This is a genomic window from Neisseria brasiliensis (genome assembly GCF_009671065.1).
Taxonomy (GTDB): domain Bacteria; phylum Pseudomonadota; class Gammaproteobacteria; order Burkholderiales; family Neisseriaceae; genus Neisseria; species Neisseria brasiliensis.
The window spans coordinates 267,157-293,788 of sequence record NZ_CP046027.1; the positions used below are offsets into that span (position 1 = coordinate 267,157).

Below are 26,632 nucleotides of genomic sequence, written 5' to 3' on the forward strand. Positions count from 1 at the left end.
TATCCGCTTTTTTCAGGTAAAATCTACCTATCTTTTTTATGTTTTTTCAGACGGCCTGTTTATTTTATAAAGGCCGTCTGAATATTTGACTCAATGAACGCAACCGAACAAAAAATCCAAGACCTCACCGCCCTGCTCAACCGCTACGCCTACGAATACTACACGCTCGATGCACCGACTGTGCCCGATGCCGAATACGACCGCCTGTTCCGCGAGCTGGAGGCTTTAGAAGCCGCGCATCCTGATTTAAAACAGCCCGACAGCCCGACCCAGCGTGTCGGCGGTGCGGCTTTGGATGGTTTTACCAGCGTGCGCCATACCGTGCCAATGTTATCGCTGAACAATGCTTTTTCACCACAAAACGAAGAAGGCGTGTTCGACCATAAGGAAATGTATGCTTTTGATGAACGCGTGCGCGGCGGTTTAAACGGTGCGGCGGTTGAATATGTCATTGAACCCAAATTCGACGGCTTAGCCATCAGTCTGCTGTATCGCGACGGCGTATTGATGCAAGCGGCTACGCGTGGCGATGGGGCAACCGGCGAAGATGTGACGCAAAATGTGAAAACCATCGCCAATATTCCCTTGCGTTTGCATGGCGACAATGTGCCGCAACTGATTGAAGTGCGCGGTGAAGTGTTGATGCTCAAAGCCGATTTTGCCGCGCTCAACCAACGCCAAGCCGAGCAAAATCAAAAAGCGTTTGCTAATCCGCGCAATGCCGCGGCCGGCAGCCTGCGCCAACTCGATTCCAAAATCACCGCCCAGCGCAAACTGCACTTTTTCGCCTACGGCATCGCGCAACAAGAAGGCGGCTTCGTTTCGGAAGAACACATTCAAGAATTGGCTTATTTGATCGAACTTGGCTTCAGTCTACCTTACGGCCAATTCGGTTGTTTCCCCAATATTGGCGAAGTATTGGCTTTTTACGAGCAAATGCAGCAAAAACGCCCTTCCCTGCCGTATGAAATTGACGGCATGGTGGTCAAGGTCAACAGTTTGGCACAGCAAGATACGCTGGGCTTTATTTCGCGCGCGCCACGCTGGGCGATTGCGCATAAATTCCCTGCCGAAGAAGCCTTGACCGTGGTGGAAGCGATTGACGTGCAAGTCGGCCGCACCGGTGCCGTGACCCCCGTGGCGCGTTTGCAGCCGGTGTTTGTCGGCGGCGTAACCGTGACCAATGCCACGCTGCACAATGAAGGCGAAACGCAGCGTAAAGACGTGCGCGTTGGCGATACGGTGATTGTGCGCCGCGCGGGTGACGTGATTCCCGAAGTGGTGCGCGTGGTATTCGACCGCCGGCCGATGCAAACCATTGAAACACAAAATCATCTTTCAGACGGCCTGCAAGATGATTTGTTTGCCATGCCATCTGAAAACACGCAAACGGACACCCAGCCGCTTTATCCGCAATACCGCCTGCCCGAGCATTGCCCGATTTGCGGCAGCGACATCGAGCGCGAAGAAGGCGAAGCCGTGGCGCGTTGCAGCGGCGGTATGCTGTGCCAAGCGCAGCGGGTACAAGGTTTGATTCACTTTGCCTCGCGCAAAGCCATGGACATCGACGGCCTCGGTCAACGCCAAATCGAACAATTGGTGGCGCAAGATTTGGTACAGCATTTTGCCGACCTATACCGCTTGGACATCACCACCCTGCAAAAAATGAAGGAAACCACCGAGCAAACGGAAGCGCAACTCAACGCAGAAGACATGCCGTCTGAAACTATCTTACCGCTTTCAGACGGCCTCAAAAGCAGCAAAAAAGCCTCGCCGACTAAATGGGCGCAAAATATTCTCGACGGCCTCGAAGCGAGCAAACAGCCTGATTTGGCGCGCTTCTTGTTTGCTCTCGGCATCCGTCATGTCGGTGAACGCACGGCCAAATCGCTGGCACAAGCATTCGGCGATTTGGAAAGTGTCCGCCGCGCACCCGAACCTGTTTTGGCTTGCCTGCCAGACATCGGGAGCGTGGTGGCGCATTCCATTGCCCATTTCTTCGCCCAACCCGAACAGCAAAACATGATTGACGAATTGCTGGCTGTCGGCGTTGCACCGCAAACCCAAGCCATCACCCTGCCGCTGGCGCAATACGTCACCCCCGAACGCTGGCTCAACCGCCTGCCCGGCTTCAAAATCAGCGAGAAAAAAGCCGCCGCGCTATGGGATTTGGCTGGTAAAACTGTCGAAGGTTTAATCCACGACAAAGCTTTGCCCGCTGATTGGCAGCAATGGCGCAACGTTGATGCCAATTCATCGCTTTTAACGACCATGCAGCAATTTTTGATACACATGCCGTCTGAAACCGACACAATAGCCGAATCCCATTCAAGCAGCCTGTTTGGCAAAACCTTCGTCTTAACCGGCACCCTGCCGACCTTAAAACGTGACGAAGCCCAAGCCATGATTGAAGCCGCCGGCGGTAAAGTTTCCGGCAGCGTCTCGAAAAAAACCGATTTTGTGGTCGCAGGTGAAGCCGCCGGTAGTAAATTGGAAAAAGCCAATGCGCTAGGTGTGACTGTTTTGGATGAGGCTGCCTTGTTGACATTGTTAAATTCGTAAAGAAAATGAATTTTTTATCGTTTCTCGGTCAAACAGGTAAGATTAGAAATTGTTACACACGGAGACATCATGAAACCGATTAAAAAAGCCGTATTTCCCGTTGCCGGCATGGGCACACGTTTTTTACCTGCTACTAAAGCCAGCCCGAAAGAAATGCTGCCTATCGTTGATAAGCCTTTGATTCAATATGCGGTTGAAGAAGCCGTTGCCGCCGGCTGCACCGAAATGGTGTTTGTGACCGGCCGCAACAAACGCAGCATTGAAGACCATTTCGACAAAGCCTACGAGCTGGAAACCGAATTGGAACATCGTAACAAAGAAAAACTGCTGGCGCACGTTAAAGACATTTTGCCACCTGAAATCACTTGTCTGTATATCCGCCAAGCCGAAGCCTTGGGCTTGGGTCATGCCGTATTGTGCGCTCGCGCCGCTGTCGGCGATGAGCCGTTTGCCGTCATTTTGGCGGATGACTTAATCGATGCCCCACAAGGCGCGTTGAAGCAAATGGTCGATATCTACAATCAAAGCGGCAACAGCGTATTGGGCGTGGAAACTGTTGATCCATCGCAAACCGGTTCATACGGCATTGTTGAAGTGGAACAACTCAAAAGCTTCCAGCGCATCACCAATATTGTGGAAAAACCAAAACCGGAAGAAGCCCCTTCCAACTTAGCCGTGGTCGGCCGCTACATCCTGACCCCGCGCATTTTTGATTTACTGACCAACTTGCCACGCGGTGCAGGCAATGAAATCCAACTTACCGATGCCATCGCCCGCCTGCTGGATCACGAATTTGTGTTGGCACACGCGTTCGAAGGCAAGCGCTACGACTGTGGCAGCAAATTAGGTTATCTGGAAGCCACTTTGGCTTATGGTTTGAAACACCCAGAAACCGCAAAAGACTTTGCCGAATTATTGAAACAATACGTTAAATAATTTGTGACCATAAAACAGGCCGTCTGAAAATGATTTTTTCAGACGGCCTACTTTATAGTCATTTATTTTTTCCAATACGCCGGTGTAAACAGAATCAACACCGTGAAAATTTCCAAACGCCCCAGCAGCATCACAATGGTGCACAGCCATTTCTGCACATCATTCAAGCTGGCGTAATTATGCGCCGGCCCCACTTCACCCAAGCCCGGCCCCGCATTGGTAATGCAGGCGATCACCGCTGTAAACGCGGAAACAAAATCCAAGCCGGTAACCATCATCAAGAAGGTGAACACGACCACCGTCATAAAATACACAAAAATAAACGACATCACTGTCAAGGCCATGCGTTCGGAAATGCTGCGATTATTCACCTTCACCGTACGCACCGCGCGCGGGTGCAACAAAATCATCATTTCGCGCAAACTGAATTTAAACAGCACCAAAGCGCGCACGTTTTTAATGCCGCCACCCATCGAGCCGGAACACGCCAATACGTTAGACAAGAAAAACATCCACAACGAAATCAGCAGCGGCCATTTGGCAAAATCGGTATTCGCAAAGCCGCTGGCCAAGCCAATCGACACAAAATTAAAGCTGACAAAACGAAATGCATCAGCCAGCGACGGATAAAATTCTTTATGCCACAAATACAGACTGGCCATGATGATGCTGCATGTCATCGCCAGCAACAACACGCGGCATTCTTCGTCTTTCCAATACACTTTCAGCGAACGCCCGCCCAGTGCAGCAAAGTGGCTGGCAAAATTGATGCCGCCAAACAGCGTGAAAAACATAATCGTCCATTCGATTTTCACCGAATTGAAATAAGCGATGCTGTCATCATGCGTGGAAAATCCGCCCAAAGCCACCGACGACATGGCGTGGCAAAGCGCATCAAACCAGCTCATCCCCGCCCAATGCAAGGAAAAAAATGCCGCCACTGTGGTTAAAATATAAGCACCCCACAGCTTTTTGGCCACCTGCGAAATCCGCGGCGCCATCTTGCTTTCTTTGTCCAAACCCGGGATTTCAGCCTTGAAAAGCTGCGTACCACCGACACCCAACATCGGCAAAATCGCCACCGCCAACACGATAATACCCATGCCGCCCAGCCAGTTGAGCATGTGCCGCCAAAAATTGACCGACGGCGCCAAGGTATCCAAGCTGCTGATAACCGTCGCCCCCGTAGTGGTTAAGCCCGACATCGCCTCAAAAAACGCATCGGTAAAACTCATGTGCGGCACATATAAATAAATCGGCACCGCCGCCACTATGGCGAACGCCAGCCACAGCATAATCACCAAAGTAAAACCGTCGCGCGGGCGCAACTCGCGGTTATAGCGCAGCGTCAGCAGCCAGATGGTGCAGGAAGAAAACGTCGTCACCAGCGCGGTGCGGGCAAATGCCGGAAACGCGCTGTCGAGAAAAAAATACGACATCAGCGTCGGCACCATCAGCAACAGCGAAAACAATACGCCGAGCTTGGACAGCACGTGGATAATCGGTATGACTTTATACATATCAATCTTTTAAACGCAGGCCGTTTGAACACGGCTGCCGAAACAATTCAAAAATTTCAGACGGCCTTGCTATTAATAAGGCCGTCTGAAAGCGTATTTTATCAAATTCTCTACAAATGGATATGGATATTTCGATTTTAAACCGCTTAAAATGAGAATAAATCTCAAAATAAAACAGATGATTAGGTTTAATACTGGGGTTTTATCTTGTCACAAACTTGTCTTTTAGCAAAATAGGTATATAATGTTATACCATAACATTTGCTAGGAAATTTTATGAAACCTGATATTCATCCGGATAATTACCGCACCGTTTTATTCTACGACAGCGGCGCCGACGAAGGCTGGCTCATCCGTTCATGCGCCAATACCCACGGCAAAACCATGGTTTGGAAAGACGGCAACGAATACCCATTGTTTTCTTTGGATACCTCTTCCGCCTCCCACCCTGTTTACACCGGCAAACAGCGCAACGTGACCACCGAAGGCCGCGCCAGCAAGTTCCATCAACGTTTCCAATCCATGATGGGTTCTTTGAGAAAGGATAAATGATGCAGGTTTTATCTTCTCTGAAAACGGCGAAACAGCGCCACCGAGATTGCCAAATCGTGCGCCGTAAAGGCAAAGTGTATGTGATTTGTAAGAGCAATCCGCGTTTCAAGGCGCGTCAGCGTTAACCTTTTTTGCTGTGATTTTTTATGTAACTCTCTCTGGCTATTGAGATTTGGCCGCACCGCATCCCCTTGGTGCGGCATTTTTTTGTTTATTTTTTATGAACGTTATGCAAATGATGAAAGGCCGTCTGAATTTCAGACGGCCTCGATATGAATGCTTAGAAAGAATTACTGATTTTTTTCAGACAGCCTCAATCAATGCGGCAATATTCAACCGATAAAATCTCAATCTCTTCACGCCCTTCCGGCCCGTTGAGCACCACTTCATCGCCTTCGCGCGCTTTAATCAGGCAACGCGCTAAAGGGGAAATCCACGAAATTTTGTTTTGTGCGGTATCAATCTCGTCCACGCCGACGATTTTCACAGTTTGCTCGCTGCCATCACCGCGCAATAATTCGACAGTCGCGCCGAAAAATACTTGATCAGTCGCTTCGCGTGCTTCCGGATCGACCACTACCGCGGCTTCCAAACGCTTGGTTAGGAAACGGATACGACGGTCAATTTCGCGCATACGACGTTTGCCGTAAAGATAATCGCCATTTTCACTGCGATCGCCGTTGCTTGCTGCCCAGTTGACGATTTGCACGATTTCAGGACGCTCTTTGTTGACCAGTTGATAAAGTTCGTCTTTTAATGCCTGCCAGCCGACGGGCGTGATGTAATTTTTGGTTTCTGCTGTCATAATAAATCCTTTACGGACTTTATTTTAATTCAATCGAAAGGCCGTCTGAAAACCCTTTGCGCTTTCAGACGGCCTTTTCTTTCCTGCTTATTCTTCGTCGCTGCTGCTGATGGTGATGCTGTGTTCCATTTTGCTTGGCATGACTTTCAGGCCGCCGCAGCCGGTTTTGCCTTCTGATAAACGCTGCAAATAGGCTTCGTCGATGTCGCCGGTCAGGTAAATGCCGTTAAAGCATGAAGAATCAAAACCTTCGATTTTCGGATTCAAGGCTTTGACTACCGCTTCCAAGTCGTTCAAATCTTGGAACACAATGCCGTCGGCGCTGATTTCCTGTGCAATTTCAGCCGGTGTGCGGCCGTTGGCAATCAGTTCTTCACGCGTCGGCATGTCGATGCCGTACACGTTCGGGAAGCGCACTTCCGGTGCGGCCGATGCGATATACACTTTGCGTGCGCCTGAAGCGCGAACCATTTCGACAATTTCATGGCTGGTGGTACCGCGTACGATGGAGTCATCCACCAACAACACGCTTTTGCCTTTGAATTCGGTTTCCATCGGGCTCAATTTTTGGCGAACGGATTTTTTACGCGTCGCCTGCCCCGGCATGATGAAGGTGCGGCCGATGTAGCGGTTTTTAATCAAACCTTCGCGGTAAGGTTTGTTCAAGTGCATGGCCAATTCCATAGCGCTCGGGCGGCTGGTATCGGGAATTGGCATAATCACGTCGATGTCGTCAATTGGCAATTCACGCTTGATTTTTTCTGCCAGCGACACGCCCATATCCAAACGCGCCTGATACACCGATACTTCGTCAATCACCGAGTCCGGACGGGCAAAATAAACGTATTCAAACAAACATGGTTTCAATTGTGATGCGCTGCATTGGCGCGAGAAAAACTGGCCGTCAAAGCTGATAAACACCGCTTCACCCGGCTCAATATCGCGTTCTAAATCGTATTCTAAAGCATTGAAAGCCACCGATTCGGAAGCTACGGCGTAAGATTTGAAACCGTTTTCATCGGTTTTCGAACCCAACACCAGCGGACGGATGCCGTGCGGGTCGCGGAAAGCCACCATACCGTAGCCGGCAATCATCGCCACCACACCATAGGCACCGCGCACCAATTCATGCACGGCTTTAACAGCGGTAAATACATTGTCGGTGCTCAACACTTTGTCGCTGTTTTTCGAGACTTCATGACGCAACTCATGCGCGAATACATTCAGCAATACTTCCGAATCGGAGCTGGTATTGATGTGGCGCAGGTGTTTGTGGCACACGTTTTCATACAGTTCGGCAGTATTGGTCAAATTACCGTTGTGCGCCAACACGATACCGAAAGGCGAGCTCACGTAAAACGGCTGCGCTTCGGCGCTGCTGCCTGCATTGCCTGCGGTTGGGTAACGCACATGAGCAATGCCGGAATGACCGATTAAATCGCGCATATTACGCGTGCGGAACACTTCGCGCACCATGCCTTTGCCTTTATGCATATGGAACATGCTGCCTTCAGCTGTCACGATGCCCGCCGCATCCTGACCGCGATGCTGCAGCATCTGCAAACCATCATACAAAAGCTGATTGACCGGCTCGTTACTCACCAACCCTAATACACCACACATTTGTGTTCTCCGAATAAAAGAATTAACCCAATGAAATAAAACAAGATTAAACCGGTTTCAGACAGCCTGTATCAAAAAGGCCGTCTGAAACCGGTTGTATTATGAAGGAATATCCGTATCGTTTAATCTGTTGCCAATCGTCGGCAAATAAGGCATCACCACATCATGCGCCAAGGTTTCAAAATAAGGAATGGTGTGCGATGCCTGCCAGTCATCCGTTTCCGGCAAATCGGTGTAGGAACACACCATCACGGCCAGCGTCACCAGCAATACGCCTTTAGCTGCACCGAATACACCGCCAAGCAAGCGGTTAACGCTGCCCAGCCCGATGGCCGATACACCGGCAGTCAGCAATGAGCGCAAGAAACGTTGCACCAACCATGCCGCAACAAACAGCATGATAAAGGCCAATGCCACACCCAAGGCTTGCGGCTCGAAAGATTTAAAGGCAATTTCAGAAAATGGCACGGCAAACCACTTGGCAATGAAAAACGCCACAACCCAAGTAATCAGTGAGCTGATTTCGGCAATCACGCCGCGCATGAGCGACATGATAATACAGGCCGCAATCACGCCGAAAGCCAATAAATCCGCCAAAGGAATATTACTCATTCACGACCTGTCCTGCGATGCCGTTTTTAGAGCGCAATTTTTCCAAATCTTTCGCAGCTTCTTGGCGGCTCTTATATGAGTTTGATTTCACAAGGTAAACCACACCTTTATCGGTTTTGACTTCGCTAATGGTGGCATTAATACCGGCTGCTTTCATTTTGCGCTGCAGGCTTTGGGCGCGTTCTTTATCGGAATAACCGGCCTGAATAGCAGCTTTTTGACCTTTAGAACCGCTATCGGCTGCTTTTTCAGTCGATTTAGCCTTAGCCGGTTCTGCTTTTTTGGTGGCGGCTTTTTTCTCGGTTTCTTTGGCTTTAGCAGCCGCTGCTTTTTTATCGGCTTCTGCTTTGGATTTGGCCGCAGCTGCTTTCTTCTCTTCAGCTTGTTTGGCTTTACGCTCGGCGGCAGCTTTTTCTGCTTGCTTGCGTTCAGCTTCTGCATTACGTTCTGATTTCTCAGCCTTCGCTGCCGCAGCACGTTTCTTCGCTGCTTCTTTTTCCGCTGCTAAACGTTTTTCTTCGGCGCGTTTGGCTGCGCGTTGTTCTGCCAAGCGTTGACGGCGCGCTTCAGCCTTCTGCTCTTCTGCTGCGCGTTTTTCTTCTTCGGCTTTACGAATGCGCTCTGATTCTTCCAAGCCTTTGATGTCGCTGTCGACCAATTTGTCGTTAATCAACACCAACGGCGCACCGATGTCTTGCGGTGGCGTAGCGGCGGCAGGTCTCAACACTTCCACCGGTTGTTCAGGCTCACTGCTTTGTGCGGCAGCTTGCTCTTGAGCGGCGGCTTGTGCTTCTTCCTTATTGCTCGGTTCCAACACGGCAGCATTGGCGACATCGCCTTGCGCATCATTTTGTGCTACTGCGGCTGTTAGTGCTGCTTTTTCTTCATCGTCGCTGCCCGTGCTCAATACAGAAGCCAACAAAATACCGGCAACCACGACCAATCCTGACGTCATCACCAAGCGGCGGCGGTTGCGGCGTTTGAGCTGCTCATAACCGGTTAAAACTTCTTTTTGCTTATCGTCAGACATGAAATTTCCTATTTACAAGGTCGCCATCACATCGGCAACAGTATGAAACGAACCGAAAACGACAATTCTATCATTTTCAGAAGCTTTCGCCAAAGCGGCTTGGTAAGCGCTTTGAACATGGTCAAAGACTTTGATTTTATCGATGTCGTGCTGCGCCAGTTTGTCTTGCAAAGCATCAATCGTCATGCCGCGCGACATATTTAAAGGCGCGATATACCATTCGTCAAACTGGTCTTTCACAAGCTCCAGCACGCCGTCAATATCTTTATCGGCCAACATGCTGAACACGGCAATACGGTTTTGCGCAAATGCCAGATTAATCAGGCTGCGGCGCAAGGCACGCGCGGCATGCGGATTGTGTCCGACATCCAAAATAGTCAGCGGACGACCCGGCAACACTTGGAAACGCCCCGGATTTTCCACCAGCAGCAAACCGCGCTTAATTGCCCCAATATCAATCGGCAGCTTGTCGGCCAAGCATTCCAACACTGTTAGCGCGATGGCGGCATTGCCGATTTGGTACGCACCGCGCAAAGCCGGAAATGGCAAGGCATTACGGCGTTTGGGGAAAAGGCCGTCTGAAACTTTCGGATGGAACTGATAATTCCATTGTACATTTTCCAAGGTGTTGAAATCAAAATCTTCTTTGACCAACAACAAATGCGCGCCGATTTTTTCAGCGTGTTGGCGCAAGGATTCCGGCGGCGGATTCTGACCGCAAATCGCCGGTTTGCCGCTGCGGAACACGCCCGCTTTTTCAAAGCCGACCTGCTCGACCGTATCGCCCAAAAACGCCTGATGATCCAAATCCACACTGGTCACCACCGCGCAATCGGCATCGAACACATTTACCGCGTCCAAACGCCCACCCAAGCCGACTTCCAGCACCATCACATCCACTTCGGCACGCATGAAAATATCCACCGCCGCCAAGGTATTGAATTCAAAATAAGTCAGCGAAATATCGCCACGCGCCGCTTCAATGCGCTCAAACGCCGCCACGATGGTTTCGTCGTCAACCGGCGCGGCATTCACGGCAATGCGTTCGTTAAAGCGCAAAATATGCGGGCTGGTCAGCGTACCCACTTTAAAACCGGCCTGTTTATAAATCTGCGACAAATAAGCACACACCGAACCTTTGCCGTTGGTGCCCGCCGCCACCACCACAGGACATTGCGGCGTTAAGCCCATGCGGGTTTTCACTTCGCCGACGCGTTCCAAGCCCATATCGATAAGGCCGGTGCTGTGGGAGGTTTCTAAATGAGAGAGCCAGTCTTGTAGTGTTTTCATTATTTTTCAGGTATTTATTATTTAAGGCCGTCTGAAACAGACCAGCGTTTTATGATATTTAATGCACATCAGATTTTTTGTTCAGACGGCGTTTGCGCCACTTGACACCAACGCGCCCATACGCGCAAGCGGCGGTGGGTTTCTTTATCCAACATATCGGGCAACACCAATAGCCAAATGGTGCGGCTGCCAGTATGCCATTGCAAAAACAACACATAACACGTCACCAGCGATGCGCCGCCCAATACTGCTTCAAAAGCCGTCTGCTCGCGCCCGACAAAAATGGCGGCCTGCTGCAAACGGTTTACCGCAATCTGCTTTATTGCCTGATTGCCTTTTAAATCGGCATGATACCAAGCGTAAACCAAGCTTACTGCCAAACCGAGCAAACCCAGCCAAAACATCACGCCGTAAAACCACGCTGCACACATCACTACTGCCGCCAAGTGCAAAATCAACACCATGATTTTCAGGCTGCGGGAAGGCTTCAAGGCCGTCTGAAATGCGCGCATGGTTACATCATGTTGTCGAACACAGGGCTGACGTTTAAATCAGCATCTTCCATGTCCAAAACCATATCGTGGATTTCAATTTCAAAAAATTCCCAAAACGCCTTCAAGCTCATGTCTTGCGGCCATTTGGCTTTATCCACGTCCCAACCGGCAATTTCTGCTTCAAAAATCTGCTGGTAACGCTCGTCAAAATACGAAATCACCGCTTCCGGCTCATCAAATTCCGGCACCAAAAACACCGAGCAATTGGTGCGGATTTGCTCTACCGTCAAATCAGGCATATTTTCATCGGCCGATTTCAGCCATTCCAAAAAACGTGCGGTCGGTTTTAACACCACGGCGGTGCGGTCAACAAAATACATGACTATCCTTTGATTGCTATTGTCTTTCATGCCGTCTGAATACTGTTCAGACGGCCTTGCACATTGATTAATGCGTCATCACCTGCTGTAAAAACTGCTTGGCGCGCTCGTGTTTCGGATTAGTGAAAAATTCTTCCGGCGTGGCTTCTTCGATGATTTGGCCGTGATCGACAAAAATCACACGGTCGGCCACTTCGCGGGCAAAACCCATCTCGTGCGTCACACACATCATGGTCATGCCGCTCATCGCCAAGTCTTTCATCACCCGCAACACTTCGCCGACCATTTCCGGATCCAGCGCCGAAGTCGGTTCGTCAAACAGCATCACACGCGGCTCCATCGCCAAACCGCGGGCAATTGCCACACGCTGCTGCTGACCGCCGGACAATTGGCTCGGCAAGGCATCTTTTTTGTGCGCCAAACCGACGCGCTCCAGCAATTCCATTGCCTTGGCTTCGGCTTGGGCGCGGCTCTGCCCTTTCACTTTCATCGGCGACAACACAATGTTTTCCAACACGCTCAAATGCGGATACAGATTGAAACTTTGGAACACAAAGCCCACTTCTTCACGCACTTTATTGAGATTGGTTTTCGGATCGGCCACATTCACGCCATCGACCCAGATTTCGCCGCTTTCAATGCTTTCCAGCTGGTTGACGGTGCGGATTAAGGTCGATTTGCCGCTGCCCGACGGGCCGCAAACCACCACCACTTCGCCTTGTTTGACTTCCAGATTCACACCATTGATAACGTGCAAATCTTTGAAATGTTTGTGTACATTTTTGAATTTAATCATATTTTACTTTCAGACGGCCTGCTTGACCGTTTAGCGCACAAAATCGCGTTTATACGCCATGTGGTTTTCAATATTGGCTTGGGCGTCTTTTTCATCCCAAATCTGCAATTCCCAAGGATAATAGAAATTGCTGCTGTTTTTAAAATAAATATGCACGCCGATGTAGCCGTCAATATCGCGCAAATACCAGTTTTTCAAACCATATTCCGCTTTCCAATCATCCAGCTTTTCCAAAATCTCAGCCACGGTTTCAGACGGCCAAATCAGGCGTGCGCCGAAAATATCGTTGAGGATATTGTTGACCGGATACTGGTTGTCGCGCGCCAGATAACGCTCGATTTTATGGTGTATGCTTTCGGCGGTTTTCACGCGGTAAAAAAAGTCGATACCGCGCGTATCGGCAAAAGCCAGATAATCGTTAATCGCTTCGTGCAGATTCAGGCGGTAAGACAAAATATGCTCGGTCGGTACTTTACGCAACGTGTGGCTCAAATTAATTTTGGCCACTTTGCCGCTTTCGAAATAATCCTGCGAATATTGCGCATGAATGCGGTTAATTTCGCGGATTAACCGCTCGGTTTTACGCAGATTGGTTTCCATGGATGCCCTTCTGTTCAGACGGCCTTATTCACCAAATAATTGCTCAAGGCGACATATTTTTCCGGCGCGATGTGTTCGGCGCGATCTTGCGGGCTGATGCCCACGGCTTCTAAATCGGCATCGTCGGCCAATTCTTTCAAATTATTGCGGATGGTTTTGCGGCGCTGATGGAAAGCAAGCTTGACCAGTTTGGCAAAATGCTCGAAATCATCGGCTTTGCCGATGCGGTGTTTCGACGGAATCATGCGCACCACGGCGGAATCGACTTTCGGCGCGGGGTCGAATGACTCTGGCGGCACGTCAATTAGCGACTCCATCTCAAAAAAGTATTGCAGCATCACGCCCAAGCGGCCGTAGTCGTTGGTTTTTGGCTCGGCCACCATGCGTTCGACCACTTCTTTTTGCAGCATAAAGTGCATATCAATCACGTCATCGGCCACTTCGGCCAATTTAAACAGCAGCGGCGTGGAAATATTATAAGGCAGGTTGCCGACAATTTTCTTTTTGCCTGCAATGCTGTTGAAATCAAATTGCAGCACATCGCCTTCGTGTATCACCAATTTATCGGCAAACGGCAGCGTTTTCAATCGCTTGACAATATCACGGTCGATTTCGCAAACGTGCAATTGCTTGAGTTTTTTCGCCAGCGGCTCGGTAATCGCGGCCAAACCCGGGCCGATTTCGATAACGATATCATCGACCTCGGGGCGCACGGCGTTGACAATATCGCTGATGATGCGCGTGTCTTGCAAAAAGTTTTGCCCAAAGCGTTTGCGGGCTTTGTGTTCTTTCATACGGCGTCTTTATTCGGGGGATTTTTTCAAGGATGTATTGTAACTGAAAATATCCGCCGATTGAGAAAAGGCCGTCTGAAAACGGCATATTTTTTTGCCATGCTTTCAGACGGCCTATTTTGTCATTTTTCAAATGGCGGCACAGCCAAACCAAATTGCGCCAAAAGTTCGACTGTTTCAAACACCGGCAAGCCCATCACACCGGTAAAACTGCCTTGCAAATGCGCGACAAATACACCACCCAAACCTTGAATCCCATACGCTCCGGCCTTATCCATCGGTTCGCCGCTGGCAATATAGGCTGCGATTTCAGCCGTACTCATGGTTTTGAAGGTCACATCACTCTGCTGCAACAGTGTGCATGTTTCGCCCTGCCAATACACGCTGACGGCGGTATAGACCTGATGCGTGGTGGCGGATAATTGCGTCAACATTTCCGCCGCATGGGCTTCGTTTTCCGGTTTGCCTAAGATTTGGTTTTGATAAGCGACGGTGGTGTCGGCGGTGAGAATCGGAAACTCGGGCGGCTCGGTATTCTTAGCCTGCCATTGCACCACTGCAGCGGCATTTTTCTCACGCGCCAAGCGTTGCACATAATCGGCAGCCTTTTCTTGCGGATACGGCGTTTCATCGATTTCGGCAGGCAGGCGCTGCACGGTATAGCCTAAGTTTTCTAAAATTTCACGGCGGCGCGGGCTGCCGGAAGCGAGATAAATGTAGTTCATAAGGTGATCGCTTTATTGTATTTTCAGACGGCCTCAAGATAGGCCGTCTGAAACTTATTTATACTCTTCAGCAAGATTAATATAATTCACAGCCGATTGTTTTAAAAACGCTTTTTCTTCATCCGTCAACGCACGCGCTTGTATGACGGGCGAGCCGAGATACAAAAAGCCGCTTTGCAGATGCTTACCCGGCGGCACCACGCTGCCCGCACCGACCATCACTTCATCGTCAATCACCACGTTGTCCAACACAATCGCGCCCATGCCGACCAATACACGGTTGCCGATGGTGCAGCCGTGCAGGATTACTTTGTGGCCGATGGTCACGTCTTCGCCGATGATTAAAGGCGAGCCTTCCGGCTTTTGGGGGCGTACGCCGGTGACATGCAACACGCTGCCGTCTTGAATATTGGTGCGCGCACCGATGCGGATGTGGTTCACATCGCCGCGCATGGCCACCAGCGGCCAAACGTTGACCTGCTCGGCCATGCTGACTTGGCCGATGACCACGGCGGTGTCGTCGATAAAGCATGTTTCGTGAATGTCGGGGGCGTGGTGTGTGTAAGGGCGAATCGGCATGGCGTACTCTTTTTAGTCAATATTGGAAAGGGATTTATAACATAATCAATGCCGTCTGAAAAAGCGGTAATTTTTTTCAGACGGCATTTGTGCTGAATCATTTTTGCCAGGCTGTCTCACCAAGACCGTCTGAACATCATTTCTTTGATATTCAGACGGCCTGATTATGGGTAAACTATTCTTTCAGTTCAACAAGCTACGCCATTCTGCAAAGGAAAACCCATGTCCAACCGCTTAACCCAACTGCTCGGCTGCCGTTTGCCTGTGATTCAAGCGCCGATGGCCGGCGTGCAAAACAGCCGTCTCACCATCGCTGCCTGCCGTGCCGGTGCGCTCGGTTCACTGCCCGCCGCCATGCTCTCACCCGAGCAACTGCGTGCCGAAATCTTAACCATCCGCGCTGCCACCGACGCGCCATTTAACATCAACTTTTTTGCCCACCGTCAACCTGAAGCCGATGCCGACAAGATGCAGCAATGGCTTAACACGCTGGCGCCTTATTATCACGAACTGGGTATCAATACCGATAAGATTACACAAGGCGGCGGACGGCAGCCTTTCGGTGCGGCACAGGCAGACATCATTACCGAATTCAAGCCGCCGGTCGTCAGCTTTCATTTCGGTTTACCAGAAAAAGATTTGCTTCAACAAGTGAAGCAAAGTGGGACAAAAATTTTGGCTTCTGCCACCACGGTTGACGAAGCGCGCTGGCTGGTGCAAAACGGTGCTGATGCGGTGATTGCCCAAGGCTTGGAAGCGGGCGGCCACCGCTCGATGTTCCGCAGCCAAGTGCATGAACAAGTCGGCACTTTTGCGCTGCTGCCGCAAATCCGTGCGGCAGTCGATGTACCGGTGATTGCGGCCGGCGGTATCAGCAATGCAGCTACCGCCCGTGTGGCGCAGACACTAGGCGCAGACGGCATTCAAATCGGCACGGCTTTATTGTTGGCCGACGAAGCCGGCACCAGCACCCTGCACCGCGCCGCCTTGCAAAGCCCACGTGCAGAAACCACCGCTTTAACCAATCTGTTCTCCGGCGGCTTGGCGCGCGGCATCGTCAACCGCTTTATGCGTGAAAACGGCTGCATTCACCCCGACGCACCACCATTCCCACTCGCCCAAAGCGCATCGGCACCATTACGCAGCGCCGCTGAAAAACAAGGCAGCGATAACTTTTCGCCTTTGTGGGCAGGACAAAACGCACGGCTTGCCCGCAGCGGCAGCGCGGCGGAAATTATTGCGGAAATTGCAGGCGGGTTTACGGCGTAATTTTAAAAATCATTTTTTGAATATGAAATAGGCCGTCTGAAAACAACATATTTTCAGACGGCCTATTTTAATTAATCAGCTTATTCAGCCAACAATTTTTTCCAACGCGCAGCTTGGAAACGCACTTGCTCCGGTGCTGTGCCGGCCAAGTGGTTGCGGGCATTCAGGCTGCCTTCCGGTGTGAGCACTTCATATACATCTTCGGCCACCAAATCGGAAAAGCCTTGCAACACGTCCAGCGGCAAGTCGCTCAAATCCACGCCTTTTTCATCAGCATGGCGCACGGCTTGCGCCACCACTTCATGCGAATCGCGGAACGGCATGCCTTTTTTCACCAAATAGTCGGCCAAATCGGTGGCGGTGGCAAAACCCTGCATCACGGCAGCGCGCATGTTTTCCGGTTTCACGGTCACGCCGCGCATCATGTCGGCGTAAATACGCAAGGTGTCAATTAAGGTATCAACCGTGTCAAACAACGGCTCTTTATCTTCCTGATTGTCTTTGTTGTACGCCAACGGTTGCGATTTCATCAGCATAATCAAGCCCATCAGATGGCCAATCACGCGACCAGACTTACCGCGCACCAGCTCCGGCACATCAGGGTTTTTCTTCTGCGGCATAATGCTTGAGCCGGTGCAGAAGCGGTCGGCAATGTCGATAAAACCAAAACGCGGGCTCATCCACAAAATTAATTCTTCGCTCAAGCGGCTCAAGTGAATCATCACCAAAGAAGCAGCGGCGGTAAATTCGATGGCAAAATCGCGGTCGGACACGGCATCGAGCGAGTTTTGGCAGATTTGTTCAAAACCCAACAATTCGGCAGTGATTTCGCGCTGAATCGGATAAGTGGTACCAGCCAAGGCTGCCGCACCCAAAGGCATGCGGTTGACGCGTTTGCGACAGTCGGCCATGCGCTCGAAGTCGCGGCCGAGCATTTCAACATAAGCCAGCATATGATGACCAAAGCTCACTGGCTGGGCAACCTGCAAATGGGTAAAACCGGGCATCACCACTTCGGCATTGGCTTCGGCCAACTCCACCAAGGCCGCCTGAAGGTCTTGAATCAGGGTTTGGATGTCGGTGATTTGGTCGCGCAACCACAAGCGGATATCGGTGGCGACTTGGTCGTTGCGGCTGCGGCCGGTGTGCAAGCGTTTGCCGGCATCGCCGATTTTGTCGGTCAGACGGCGCTCGATGTTCATGTGCACATCTTCCAAATCCAGCGACCATTCCACTTTTCCGGCTTCGATTTCTGCTATAATCTCGGCCATACCTTGTTGGATGGCGGATAAATCATCGGCACTCAATACCCCGCTTTGCTGCAGCATTTGCGCGTGTGCCAAAGAGCCTTGAATATCCCACTTGGCCAGACGCTTATCGAAGTCGATCGAACCGGTGTATTTTTTCACTAATTCGGATACCGGCTCGTTAAAACGGCCCGACCAGGTTTTATCATTACTCATTATGCTGTTCCTCAGATATCAAACAAAAAGTTAACCATCAAAATCAGGTTAACATCATAAAAACAAAAATGGCTAAACTTTTACATGCGCCATTATACGTCAATTACCTCAAAAAATATCCCGGACTTTTACGACGCCGGATAAGTACAATACAGCGGCTGTACCATTCCTGCTGCTTGAATGGCATCTTTTAAACTCTGACGGCCTACTCGCCGACACTGTAAACCCAAAGCCGTACTCCGACAGCAAATTATCCGATAAAATTTGAAAAATGCTTGGCTTTGGCTTTCATAAGGATACTGACACTGTAAGCAGAAACGCTTCAATATCTTCTCATCAATATCCGTTTTTCTTTCTACACACCCCCCCATCTACATGGTTTGGCAGTTAAATCACTCAGACACTATACTAAAAAGCCGCCTGAATACTTCAGACGGCTTTTAATCTTAACAGAACCTGCTTGAAACCCTATTCGATGTTTTGTACCTGCTCGCGCATTTGCTCGATTAATACCTTCAGCTCCACCGACGCTTGTGTGCTTTCAGCAGCGATGGCTTTGCTGCCCAAAGTATTGGCTTCGCGGTTGAGTTCTTGCATCAAAAAATCCAAGCGTTTGCCGACACTGCCTTTGCTTTCGGTCACAATGCGGCGTACTTCGCCGATGTGGGTACGCAAGCGGCTGAATTCTTCATCAACATCGGATTTTTGAATAAACAGAGCAAACTCTTGCTGCAGGCGGTCGTTATCGATGTTTGCCACGGCTTCGGCCAAGCGTGTGCGCACTTTTTCCATATGTGCTTCCAACAGGCTTGGGAACAATTCGCTCAATGCATCAACAATACCTTCCATTTTTTCCAAGCGGTCAAGCAGATGGTCAGCCAGTTTTTTACCTTCGCGCTTGCGGGCGGCAGCGAAGTCTTTCAAAGCCTGTTTCAACAAATCCTGTACGGCTTGTGCAAATGCCTCCGGATCTTCGCTTTGGCTGGCCAACACACCCGGAAATTTCAAAATATCCGCCACGGTCAACTTGCCTAAGCCGTCAAACTCATCGCGCCATTTTTCATTTAAACCGGCCAATTGTGCCACCAAGTCCTGATTCACTTCCAAGCCTTGCGCACCTTGAGCAATGTCTTGAATTTGAATGCGGCATTCCAATTTACCGCGCACGGCTTCAGCGGCAATCTGCTCGCGCAACGCACCTTCCAAATGGCGCAAATCATCAGGCATGCGGAATTGCACGTCTAAATAGCGGTGGTTCACCGCGCGGATTTCCAAATTAATGCGTTTGCTGCCACATTCACCGGCGGCATTGGCAAAGCCAGTCATACTGCGAATGGTCATGGTTTTACTCCGTTTCTACATTACGAGTGAAAGTGGTTTCAATATACCATAGCGCCCAAGCAGATGATAGGCCGTCTGAAAGAAGCTGCTATAATCGCCCTATATTTTTATTAAGGAATATTTTTATGACCCACCCTATCCGCACCAGCCGCGCTGCCGACAACCTGCGCGACATCCGCATCACACCGAATTTTCTGCCGCACGCCGACGGCTCGGTGCTTATCGAATGTGGTAACACCAAAGTGATCTGCACCGCATCGATTGATGAAAACGTACCGCCGTTTCTGCGCGGTAAAGAACAAGGCTGGGTGACTGCGGAATACGGCATGTTGCCCGCTTCGACTGCTTCTCGTATGCGCCGTGAAGCCGCTGCCGGCAAACAATCCGGCCGCACGCAAGAAATTCAACGTTTAATCGGCCGCTCGCTGCGTGCCGTAGTGGATATGAAAAAACTGGGCGAGCGTCAAATCTTAATCGATTGCGACGTGATCCAGGCCGACGGTGGCACGCGCACCGCTTCGATTACCGGCGCATTTGTGGCCTTGCAAATGGCGGCAAACAAGTTGCTTTCAGACGGCCTGATTGCCGAAACGCCAATTATCGAAGCCGTTGCCGCCGTATCTGTGGGCGTGGTGGCCGGTGTACCGTTGTTGGATTTGGATTACCCCGAAGACTCCGGCTGCGACAGTGACGTGAATATCGTGATGACCGCTTCAGGCAAAATCATCGAAATCCAAGGCACAGCGGAAGGCGCACCGTTTACGCTTGATGAATTGGGCAAACTGATTGCCTTAGGCCAAAAAGGCATTGCCGAATTGGTGCAACACCAGCAAGCTGCTTTACAGGCTTAATTCAAATAATCCATCAAACGCCGTCTGAACATTATGTTTCAGACGGCCTTTTCATTTATAACGCCCATCATTCACACGAAAACAAGTGGCAATATTGTCAACAATGTCACGAAACTGCCCCATTTCCCAAAGAGTTAGGCCATAAAACCGAATTAATCGGGCTGCAACCTTGAATTTTATGTAAAAAATAGTAATAATAACCAAACTTTTCTCACCAACGCAGCAACAAACCGCTGCCCCAACTCCCAAAGAAAGCACGAAAAAAATGGCGTTAATCGTACAAAAATACGGCGGCACCTCAGTCGGTTCCGCCGAACGCATTAAAAACGTAGCCAACCGTGTTGCCAAAGCCCGCGCCGAAGGTCATGACGTTGTTGTCGTGGTATCGGCCATGAGCGGTGAAACCAACCGCTTGGTTGCCTTGGCACACGAAATGCAAGACACGCCCGACCCACGCGAGTTAGACGTCGTATTGTCCACCGGCGAACAAGTGACCATCGGTTTACTTGCCATGGCCTTGAAAAACATCGGCGTAGATGCCAAGAGCTACACCGGCTGGCAAGTCGCTTTGAAAACCGACACTGCCCACACCAAAGCCCGCATCGAGAGCATTGACGACGCCAAAATGCGTGCCGACTTAGATGCCGGCCGCGTGGTAATTGTGGCCGGTTTCCAAGGCATCAGCAGCGAAGGCGACATCGCCACTTTAGGCCGCGGCGGCTCGGATACTTCTGCCGTTGCGCTGGCTGCCGCCCTGAAAGCGGACGAATGCCAAATCTATACCGATGTAGACGGCGTGTACACCACCGACCCACGCGTGGTGCCTGAAGCGCGCCGCTTGGATACCATTACTTTTGAAGAAATGTTGGAACTGGCCAGCTTGGGTTCGAAAGTTTTGCAAATCCGCTCCGTAGAATTCGCCGGAAAATACAAAGTACGCCTGCGCGTATTGAGCAGCCTGCAAGATGGCGGCAACGGCACCTTAATTACCTTTGAAGAGGACGACAACATGGAAAGAGCTGCCGTAACCGGTATCGCCACCGATAAAAACCAAGCCCGCATCAACGTGCGCGGCGTACCTGACAAACCGGGCGTGGCCTACCAAATCTTGGGCGCGGTAGCCGATGCCAATATTGAAGTTGACATGATTATCCAAAATGTCGGCTCGGAGGGCACCACCGACTTCTCGTTTACCGTTCCGCGCGGCGATTACAAAGCCACACTGAGCCTGTTGAACAACTTGAAGGACAGCATCGGCGCAGCGGATATCGATGGCGACGACACCGTATGCAAAGTTTCCGTAGTGGGCATGGGCATGCGTTCACACGTCGGCGTGGCAGCGAAAATCTTCCGCACTTTGGCTGAAGAAGGCATCAACATCCAAATGATTTCGACTTCTGAAATCAAAGTTTCCGTATTGATTGACGAAAAATACATGGAACTGGCTACCCGCGTTCTGCACAAAGCTTTTGAATTGGAAAAATAATTTTTTTCTGATGAAATAAGATAGGCCGTCTGAAAACTTGGTTTTCAGACGGCCTTTTATATTTGAAAAATGGATTCCGAATCAGCTAAATCAAGAAAGGCTGATACCTTTGCAAAACCTTATGCACACACAAAACGCCGTCATTCCCGCGCAGGCGGGAATCCATCGAAAAATTTAAGCAACCTGTTTTATTCAATAGTTTAACTTGCTCATAAATGGATTCCCGCCTGCGCGGGAATGACGTCGTTTTTGATTTTTATTGTTGGGGCTGGAGTTTTTCAAAAGTCGCAGGCCGTCTGAAAGCATTCACCTTTCAGACGGCCTATTGACTACCCTACTTCATTAATACCAACCGCGCGCCTTCATGGCTTTTTCAATGCGACGAATACTCATCATATACGAAGCGGTGCGCAAATCAACGCTGTATTCCTGCGCCAAGTTCCAAATGTCTTGGAACGCACGACGCAACACCACGGTTTGCTTTTGCTGCACTTCGTTAAATTCCCAGTAATAGCCTTGCAGGTTTTGCACCCACTCGAAATACGACACCACCACGCCGCCGCAGTTGGCCAGAATATCTGGCACCACCAATACGCCGTTGGCCTGCAAAATTTCGTCCGCTTCCGGTGTGGTCGGGCCGTTGGCGCCTTCCACCACGATTTTGGCTTTCACATCACCGGCATTTTCAGAGGTGATTTGGTTTTCCAGCGCACACGGTGCCAACACGTCCACATCCAAAGCCAGCAATTCGGCATTGGTGATTTCCTTGCCGTAGCCTGCTTCATTGGTGATGAAACCGTTGGTTTGGTATTCTTTCAATACCGCATCCATGTCGATGCCGTTTTCATTGTAGATGGCCACGTCCACAGTGGAAATCGCCACCACTTTGGCACCGGCTTCATGCGCGTACAAACCGGTATGGTAGCCGACATTGCCAAAACCTTGAATCGCGTAAGTCGCGCCTTTTACGTCTTTGCCGATTTTTTCCAAGGCTTGAACAGCAGCAAAATTCACGCCGTAGCCGGTGGCTTCATTACGCGCCAACGAGCCACCAAAATCAACCGGTTTGCCGGTAAACACGCCCGGCGCGGAATGTTTCACAATGCTTTCGTATTCATCGACCATCCACGACATCACTTTGCCGTTGGTGTTCACATCCGGTGCCGGAATATCGATTTTCTCACCAATCAGCGGCGCAATGGCGTTGGCGTAACCGCGTGCAATGCGCTCCAATTCAGCTTCAGAATAATCTTTCGGATCGAGCGTAATGCCGCCTTTGCCGCCACCATAAGGTAAACCGGCCACGCAGCATTTAAATGTCATCCAAGTAGATAAGGCTTTTACTTCATCCATGTTAACGTGCGGATGGAAGCGGATACCGCCTTTGTAAGGGCCCACAGCGTTGTTGTGTTGCGAGCGGTAGCCGGTAAAGGTTTTCACCGTGCCGTTATCCAGTTTCACCGGAAAGGTCACTTCCAATACGCGCAACGGGTTTTTCAAAATCTCATACACCGCCGGTTCCGTGTTCAAACGGTCGCACGCAGCTTTAACTTGTTTTTGAGCAATTTCAAAAGGATTCAGTGTTTCTTTTGCAGCATTCGACATCAGTAAGTCCTTTCACAAGGGTTCGTTAAGACGAGTGTCATGCATACCACTATACCAAATTTTGGCACGTTGTTTAAATAAAATATTTTAAAATCAATGTAGTAAATCTACTTTGTTAACATTATTGAAGTAATAAAACCAAAATAAATTTTCAATAAATATTTTTTAGGATTGTATTTAATTGAATTTTAAACATTCCTTACCAAAACACAGGCCGTCTGAATATTCAAAACACCGTCTTACCGTAAAAATTTTTTTAATTTATACCGAAATAAAAGCCTGCCAGCCCAGCGATAAATCCCCTTAAAAATGCCCCTGCCCCTTTTCAGACGGCCTATTTCAGGTAAAATCACTTTACCGAACATAAACCTTGGAGAAGCTGATGACCACACCCACCATCGAACACGTTCAAGCTGTAGCCTTTGATTTAGATGGCACACTATGCCACTCTGCGCCCGATTTGATTGCCGCCGGCAACGCCATGCGCACTTATTTGGGCATGGACGTGCTGCCTGACGCGGAAATTGAAAGCTACATCGGCGACGGCATCGGCCGTTTGGTGCACCGTGTCATCACGCGCGAACGTGAAACCGATGCCGAACCTGAAATTTGGGAAAAAGGTTTCGTGTTTTACATGCAATATTACCGCGACCATTTAAGCGATTTCACGCGTCTTTATCCCGAAACCGAAGCCGGTTTAGGCCTCTTAAAAACCTTGGGCATTCCCTTGGCCGTCATCACCAACAAAACCGAAATTTTGGCGGTTGAATTATTGAAACAATTGGGCATCACCGATGATTTCAGCCTGATTCTCGGCGGCGACAGCCTGCCGGAAAAGAAACCCAGCCCGCTGCCTTTGCAACATTGTGCCGAAGTATTGGGCATCGATATTGCCAACATGATGATGGTCGGCGACTCACATAACGACATTCTCGCTGCCAAAGCCGCCGGCTGCTTCAGCGTGGGCGTTACCTTCGGCTACGGCGACATGACTTTGTTGTCACAAGACAAAGCCACCAAACCCGATTGGCTGATTGGTTCGCTGCCGGAAATCTATGAAAACCTGCAACCGCAAAAAACCAAAGACGACGATGAAGCATAAGGCCGTCTGAAATGTACGAATCCGAAAGCGACGACTTTATCCACTTCGGCGACACGGATGATGACCAACCCAAACGCCCGAGCAAACCGCAAAAATCCTTGCACGCCCGGGCAATGGATATTTTATCGCGCCAAGAAATCAGCCGTGTCGGCCTCAAGCGCAAGCTCGCGCCGCATGCCGAAAGCGAAGAAGAGTTGGAAAAAGTGTTGGACGAATCTGCCGAACGCAATTGGCAATCCGACGAACGCTACGCCGAAGCCTACATTCACAGCAAAAGTCGCCAACACGGCAAATTGCGCTTGCAGCAGGCTTTGGCACAGCAAGGCATTGATGCCGATATCAGCCGCGAATTTATGCCGGATAAAGAAAGCGAACTGCAAACCGCGATTCAGGTTTTACGTAAAAAATTCAAGCAGCCCAGCCGTGATTTAAAAGAGAAACAAAAGCAGGTACGCTTTCTCGCTTACCGCGGTTTCGACATGGGCACGATTCAAGCAGCCTTGAAAAGCGATTGGGCAGAAGATGATGAATTTTATTGATTCATTTCGCTTGAATCTTTTTACCAAACAGCGTACGCTTCAGCCTATGATATTTCAAGCATGAGTTTGCATAATGACCGATAAAACCCCTTCCTCAAGCGCACACAAACCTTCCATTGAAGACGAACGCAACAACCCCGTGTACAAAGCCGGCCGCGCCGTGGTGATTTTCATGAGCATCGTGTGGGCGATTGTGGTGATTGCCGTGTTGTATTTCGTGTTTAAATTTTGGTTGAGTTAAACCGCTGCTACATTAAAAAGGCCGTCTGAAACATTGAGTTTCAGACGGCCTTTTATTCATGCATTTCTATAACGATTAGTTTTTCATCGATTGCACCGGCGCAGGAATGCGTCCGCCACGGTTGACAAATACTTCGCACGAGCCGTCTTTCACCGGCATAATCGGTGCATAGCCCAATAATCCGCCAAACTCAACACTCTCGCCCACGCCTTTACCGGTGACCAGAATGATGCGCACAGCGGTGGTTTTGCTGTTGATCATGCCGATGGCGGCTTCGTCAGCGATGATGCCGCAAATGGTGTGCGCAGGGGTGTCGCCCGGTACGGCAATCATGTCCAGACCAACCGAGCACACAGCGGTCATGGCTTCGAGTTTATCCAAGGTCAACACGCCCGCCTCGGCGGCGGCAATCATGCCTTCGTCTTCGGAAACCGGAATAAATGCGCCGCTCAAACCGCCGACGGCACTCGATGCCATCATGCCGCCTTTTTTCACAGCGTCATTTAATAAAGCCAAAGCGGCGGTGGTGCCGTGCGTGCCACACACGCTCAAGCCCATTTCTTCGAGAATGCGGGCAACGGAATCGCCGACAGCCGGAGTCGGCGCCAAAGACAAATCCAAAATACCGAACGGAATATTCAGCATTTTAGACGCTTCGTGGCCAATCAATTCGCCCACACGGGTGATTTTAAAGGCGGTTTTTTTCACTACTTCAGCCACTTCGGTCAAAGTCGTCGCGTTGGAATTTTCCAAAGCGGCTTTCACCACGCCCGGACCGGACACGCCGACGTTGATAATCGCATCCGCTTCGCCCGAGCCGTGGAACGCGCCCGCCATAAACGGATTGTCTTCTACCGCATTACAGAACACCACGATTTTGGCGCAGCCGAAACCTTCCGGCGTAATCTCGGCAGTGTGTTTGATGGTTTCGCCCGCCAATTTCACCGCATCCATATTGATGCCGGCGCGAGTAGAACCGATATTAATCGAGGCACATACGATGTCGGTCGTCTTCATCGCTTCCGGAATCGAACGAATCAACACTTCATCAGAAGGCGACATGCCTTTTTGCACCAAGGCAGAGAAACCGCCGATAAACGACACGCCGATGGCTTTGGCGGCTTTATCCAAGGTTTGCGCCACGCTGACATACGAATCGGCTTTGGTGGCGGCGGCGATTTGGGCGATTGGGGTCACCGAAATACGCTGGTTCACAATCGGCACGCCGTATTTGGCCGACAAATGCTTGGCGGTAGCCACTAAGTCTTTGCCAATGGTGGTGATTTTGTTGTAGATATTTTGGTTTAATTCATTGATATCGCTGCTGATGCAATCGTGCAAATCGATACCAATGGTAATGGTGCGCACGTCAAAATTCTGGTCGGCGACCATTTTAACGGTTTCTAAAATCTCGTTAGACTGAATGCTCACGTTAAC

At 50.2% G+C, this 26,632-nt stretch carries 27 protein-coding genes; 10 read left to right on the forward strand and 17 right to left on the reverse strand.

All coding sequences use genetic code 11. The features are described 5' to 3' along the window. Window positions 1-93 precede the first annotated feature (93 nt). Together ligA and galU are read left to right on the forward strand one after the other, a co-directional pair. On the forward strand, window positions 94-2,562 hold the full coding sequence (gene ligA / locus GJV52_RS01495; RefSeq protein ID WP_100563267.1) for an NAD-dependent DNA ligase LigA: 2,469 nt from the start codon (window positions 94-96) through the stop codon (window positions 2,560-2,562). Between the two features lie 69 nt (window positions 2,563-2,631). Next, window positions 2,632-3,498: a UTP--glucose-1-phosphate uridylyltransferase GalU gene (gene galU, locus GJV52_RS01500; protein ID WP_100563265.1), complete on the forward strand. Its 867-nt coding sequence runs from the start codon at window positions 2,632-2,634 to the stop codon at window positions 3,496-3,498. 62 nt (window positions 3,499-3,560) lie between these two features. Here the strand turns inward: galU and GJV52_RS01505 are convergent, their stop codons facing one another. Next, window positions 3,561-5,018, reverse strand: a complete 1,458-nt coding sequence (locus GJV52_RS01505) for a TrkH family potassium uptake protein (RefSeq protein ID WP_095503648.1) — start codon at window positions 5,016-5,018, stop codon at window positions 3,561-3,563. 276 nt (window positions 5,019-5,294) lie between these two features. On the opposite strand from GJV52_RS01505, the gene GJV52_RS01510 reads away from it, so the two are divergent. Then, window positions 5,295-5,570, forward strand: coding sequence for a type B 50S ribosomal protein L31 (locus tag GJV52_RS01510; RefSeq protein ID WP_100563263.1), 276 nt, complete (start codon window positions 5,295-5,297; stop codon window positions 5,568-5,570). Then, a complete protein-coding gene (ykgO, locus tag GJV52_RS01515; protein ID WP_002222621.1) occupies window positions 5,570-5,695 on the forward strand; it encodes a type B 50S ribosomal protein L36 in 126 nt (41 codons plus the stop codon). Before GJV52_RS01510 ends, ykgO begins: the two co-directional genes overlap by 1 nt. Before the next feature lie 188 nt (window positions 5,696-5,883). On the opposite strand, the gene greB is transcribed toward ykgO, so the two are convergent. The 12 genes from greB to GJV52_RS01575 form a co-directional block, all read right to left on the reverse strand. Then, window positions 5,884-6,375 (reverse strand): transcription elongation factor GreB, encoded by a 492-nt coding sequence (greB, locus tag GJV52_RS01520; RefSeq protein ID WP_100563261.1) that lies wholly within the window; start codon window positions 6,373-6,375, stop codon window positions 5,884-5,886. An 87-nt stretch (window positions 6,376-6,462) separates the two neighbouring features. Then, entirely contained in the window at window positions 6,463-7,998 is a 1,536-nt protein-coding gene (gene purF, locus GJV52_RS01525; RefSeq protein WP_100563259.1) for an amidophosphoribosyltransferase, read from the reverse strand. A 99-nt stretch (window positions 7,999-8,097) separates the two neighbouring features. After that, window positions 8,098-8,610 (reverse strand): CvpA family protein, encoded by a 513-nt coding sequence (locus tag GJV52_RS01530; RefSeq protein WP_095503644.1) that lies wholly within the window; start codon window positions 8,608-8,610, stop codon window positions 8,098-8,100. Then, window positions 8,603-9,640: an SPOR domain-containing protein gene (locus tag GJV52_RS01535; protein ID WP_100563257.1), complete on the reverse strand. Its 1,038-nt coding sequence runs from the start codon at window positions 9,638-9,640 to the stop codon at window positions 8,603-8,605. Before GJV52_RS01535 ends, GJV52_RS01530 begins: the two co-directional genes overlap by 8 nt. A gap of 12 nt (window positions 9,641-9,652) precedes the next feature. Beyond that, on the reverse strand, window positions 9,653-10,930 hold the full coding sequence (folC, locus tag GJV52_RS01540; protein WP_095503642.1) for a bifunctional tetrahydrofolate synthase/dihydrofolate synthase: 1,278 nt from the start codon (window positions 10,928-10,930) through the stop codon (window positions 9,653-9,655). Window positions 10,931-10,998: 68 nt separating this feature from the next. Further along, on the reverse strand, window positions 10,999-11,442 hold the full coding sequence (locus tag GJV52_RS01545) for a protein YgfX (protein ID WP_095503641.1): 444 nt from the start codon (window positions 11,440-11,442) through the stop codon (window positions 10,999-11,001). A gap of 2 nt (window positions 11,443-11,444) precedes the next feature. After that, the gene (locus GJV52_RS01550; RefSeq protein ID WP_095503640.1) at window positions 11,445-11,804 is read right to left on the reverse strand and encodes a hypothetical protein; all 360 of its coding nucleotides are present in this window, start codon (window positions 11,802-11,804) and stop codon (window positions 11,445-11,447) included. A 67-nt stretch (window positions 11,805-11,871) separates the two neighbouring features. Next, a complete protein-coding gene (locus GJV52_RS01555; RefSeq protein WP_095503639.1) occupies window positions 11,872-12,600 on the reverse strand; it encodes an amino acid ABC transporter ATP-binding protein in 729 nt (242 codons plus the stop codon). Between the two features lie 30 nt (window positions 12,601-12,630). Next, window positions 12,631-13,200: a nucleotidyltransferase family protein gene (locus tag GJV52_RS01560; RefSeq protein WP_095503638.1), complete on the reverse strand. Its 570-nt coding sequence runs from the start codon at window positions 13,198-13,200 to the stop codon at window positions 12,631-12,633. Window positions 13,201-13,214: 14 nt separating this feature from the next. Next, complete coding sequence (rsmA, locus tag GJV52_RS01565) at window positions 13,215-13,994, reverse strand: 16S rRNA (adenine(1518)-N(6)/adenine(1519)-N(6))-dimethyltransferase RsmA (protein WP_100563255.1); 780 nt, start codon at window positions 13,992-13,994, stop codon at window positions 13,215-13,217. 122 nt (window positions 13,995-14,116) lie between these two features. Further along, window positions 14,117-14,719 (reverse strand): Maf family protein, encoded by a 603-nt coding sequence (locus GJV52_RS01570; RefSeq protein WP_100563253.1) that lies wholly within the window; start codon window positions 14,717-14,719, stop codon window positions 14,117-14,119. 54 nt (window positions 14,720-14,773) lie between these two features. After that, window positions 14,774-15,298, reverse strand: a complete 525-nt coding sequence (locus GJV52_RS01575; RefSeq protein WP_100563251.1) for a gamma carbonic anhydrase family protein — start codon at window positions 15,296-15,298, stop codon at window positions 14,774-14,776. A 222-nt stretch (window positions 15,299-15,520) separates the two neighbouring features. Here GJV52_RS01575 and GJV52_RS01580 point away from each other — a divergent pair, with 222 nt between their 5' ends. Beyond that, entirely contained in the window at window positions 15,521-16,567 is a 1,047-nt protein-coding gene (locus GJV52_RS01580; protein WP_100563248.1) for an NAD(P)H-dependent flavin oxidoreductase, read from the forward strand. Window positions 16,568-16,647: 80 nt separating this feature from the next. On the opposite strand, the gene argH is transcribed toward GJV52_RS01580, so the two are convergent. Together argH and GJV52_RS01590 are read right to left on the reverse strand one after the other, a co-directional pair. Beyond that, the gene (gene argH, locus GJV52_RS01585) at window positions 16,648-18,030 is read right to left on the reverse strand and encodes an argininosuccinate lyase (protein WP_100563246.1); all 1,383 of its coding nucleotides are present in this window, start codon (window positions 18,028-18,030) and stop codon (window positions 16,648-16,650) included. Window positions 18,031-18,498: 468 nt separating this feature from the next. After that, entirely contained in the window at window positions 18,499-19,371 is an 873-nt protein-coding gene (locus tag GJV52_RS01590; RefSeq protein ID WP_229439466.1) for a YicC/YloC family endoribonuclease, read from the reverse strand. 125 nt (window positions 19,372-19,496) lie between these two features. On the opposite strand from GJV52_RS01590, the gene rph reads away from it, so the two are divergent. Together rph and GJV52_RS01600 are read left to right on the forward strand one after the other, a co-directional pair. After that, a complete protein-coding gene (rph, locus tag GJV52_RS01595; RefSeq protein ID WP_095502676.1) occupies window positions 19,497-20,222 on the forward strand; it encodes a ribonuclease PH in 726 nt (241 codons plus the stop codon). Between the two features lie 265 nt (window positions 20,223-20,487). Further along, on the forward strand, window positions 20,488-21,708 hold the full coding sequence (locus tag GJV52_RS01600) for an aspartate kinase (RefSeq protein ID WP_095502673.1): 1,221 nt from the start codon (window positions 20,488-20,490) through the stop codon (window positions 21,706-21,708). 342 nt (window positions 21,709-22,050) lie between these two features. Here GJV52_RS01600 and GJV52_RS01605 read toward each other — a convergent pair whose 3' ends face one another. Continuing rightward, window positions 22,051-23,313, reverse strand: coding sequence for a Glu/Leu/Phe/Val family dehydrogenase (locus GJV52_RS01605; protein WP_100563243.1), 1,263 nt, complete (start codon window positions 23,311-23,313; stop codon window positions 22,051-22,053). Window positions 23,314-23,695: 382 nt separating this feature from the next. Here GJV52_RS01605 and GJV52_RS01610 point away from each other — a divergent pair, with 382 nt between their 5' ends. The 3 genes from GJV52_RS01610 to GJV52_RS13055 all read left to right on the forward strand — a co-directional run bounded on the left by GJV52_RS01610 (window position 23,696) and on the right by GJV52_RS13055 (window position 25,195). Beyond that, a complete protein-coding gene (locus GJV52_RS01610; RefSeq protein WP_100563241.1) occupies window positions 23,696-24,415 on the forward strand; it encodes a phosphoglycolate phosphatase in 720 nt (239 codons plus the stop codon). Window positions 24,416-24,528: 113 nt separating this feature from the next. Continuing rightward, window positions 24,529-24,954 (forward strand): recombination regulator RecX, encoded by a 426-nt coding sequence (recX, locus tag GJV52_RS01615; RefSeq protein WP_229439496.1) that lies wholly within the window; start codon window positions 24,529-24,531, stop codon window positions 24,952-24,954. A gap of 73 nt (window positions 24,955-25,027) precedes the next feature. Then, entirely contained in the window at window positions 25,028-25,195 is a 168-nt protein-coding gene (locus tag GJV52_RS13055) for a hypothetical protein (protein ID WP_095502669.1), read from the forward strand. 75 nt (window positions 25,196-25,270) lie between these two features. Here the strand turns inward: GJV52_RS13055 and GJV52_RS01620 are convergent, their stop codons facing one another. Then, window positions 25,271-26,626: a PFL family protein gene (locus tag GJV52_RS01620; RefSeq protein ID WP_100563236.1), complete on the reverse strand. Its 1,356-nt coding sequence runs from the start codon at window positions 26,624-26,626 to the stop codon at window positions 25,271-25,273. Between the last annotated feature and the right edge of the window lie 6 nt (window positions 26,627-26,632).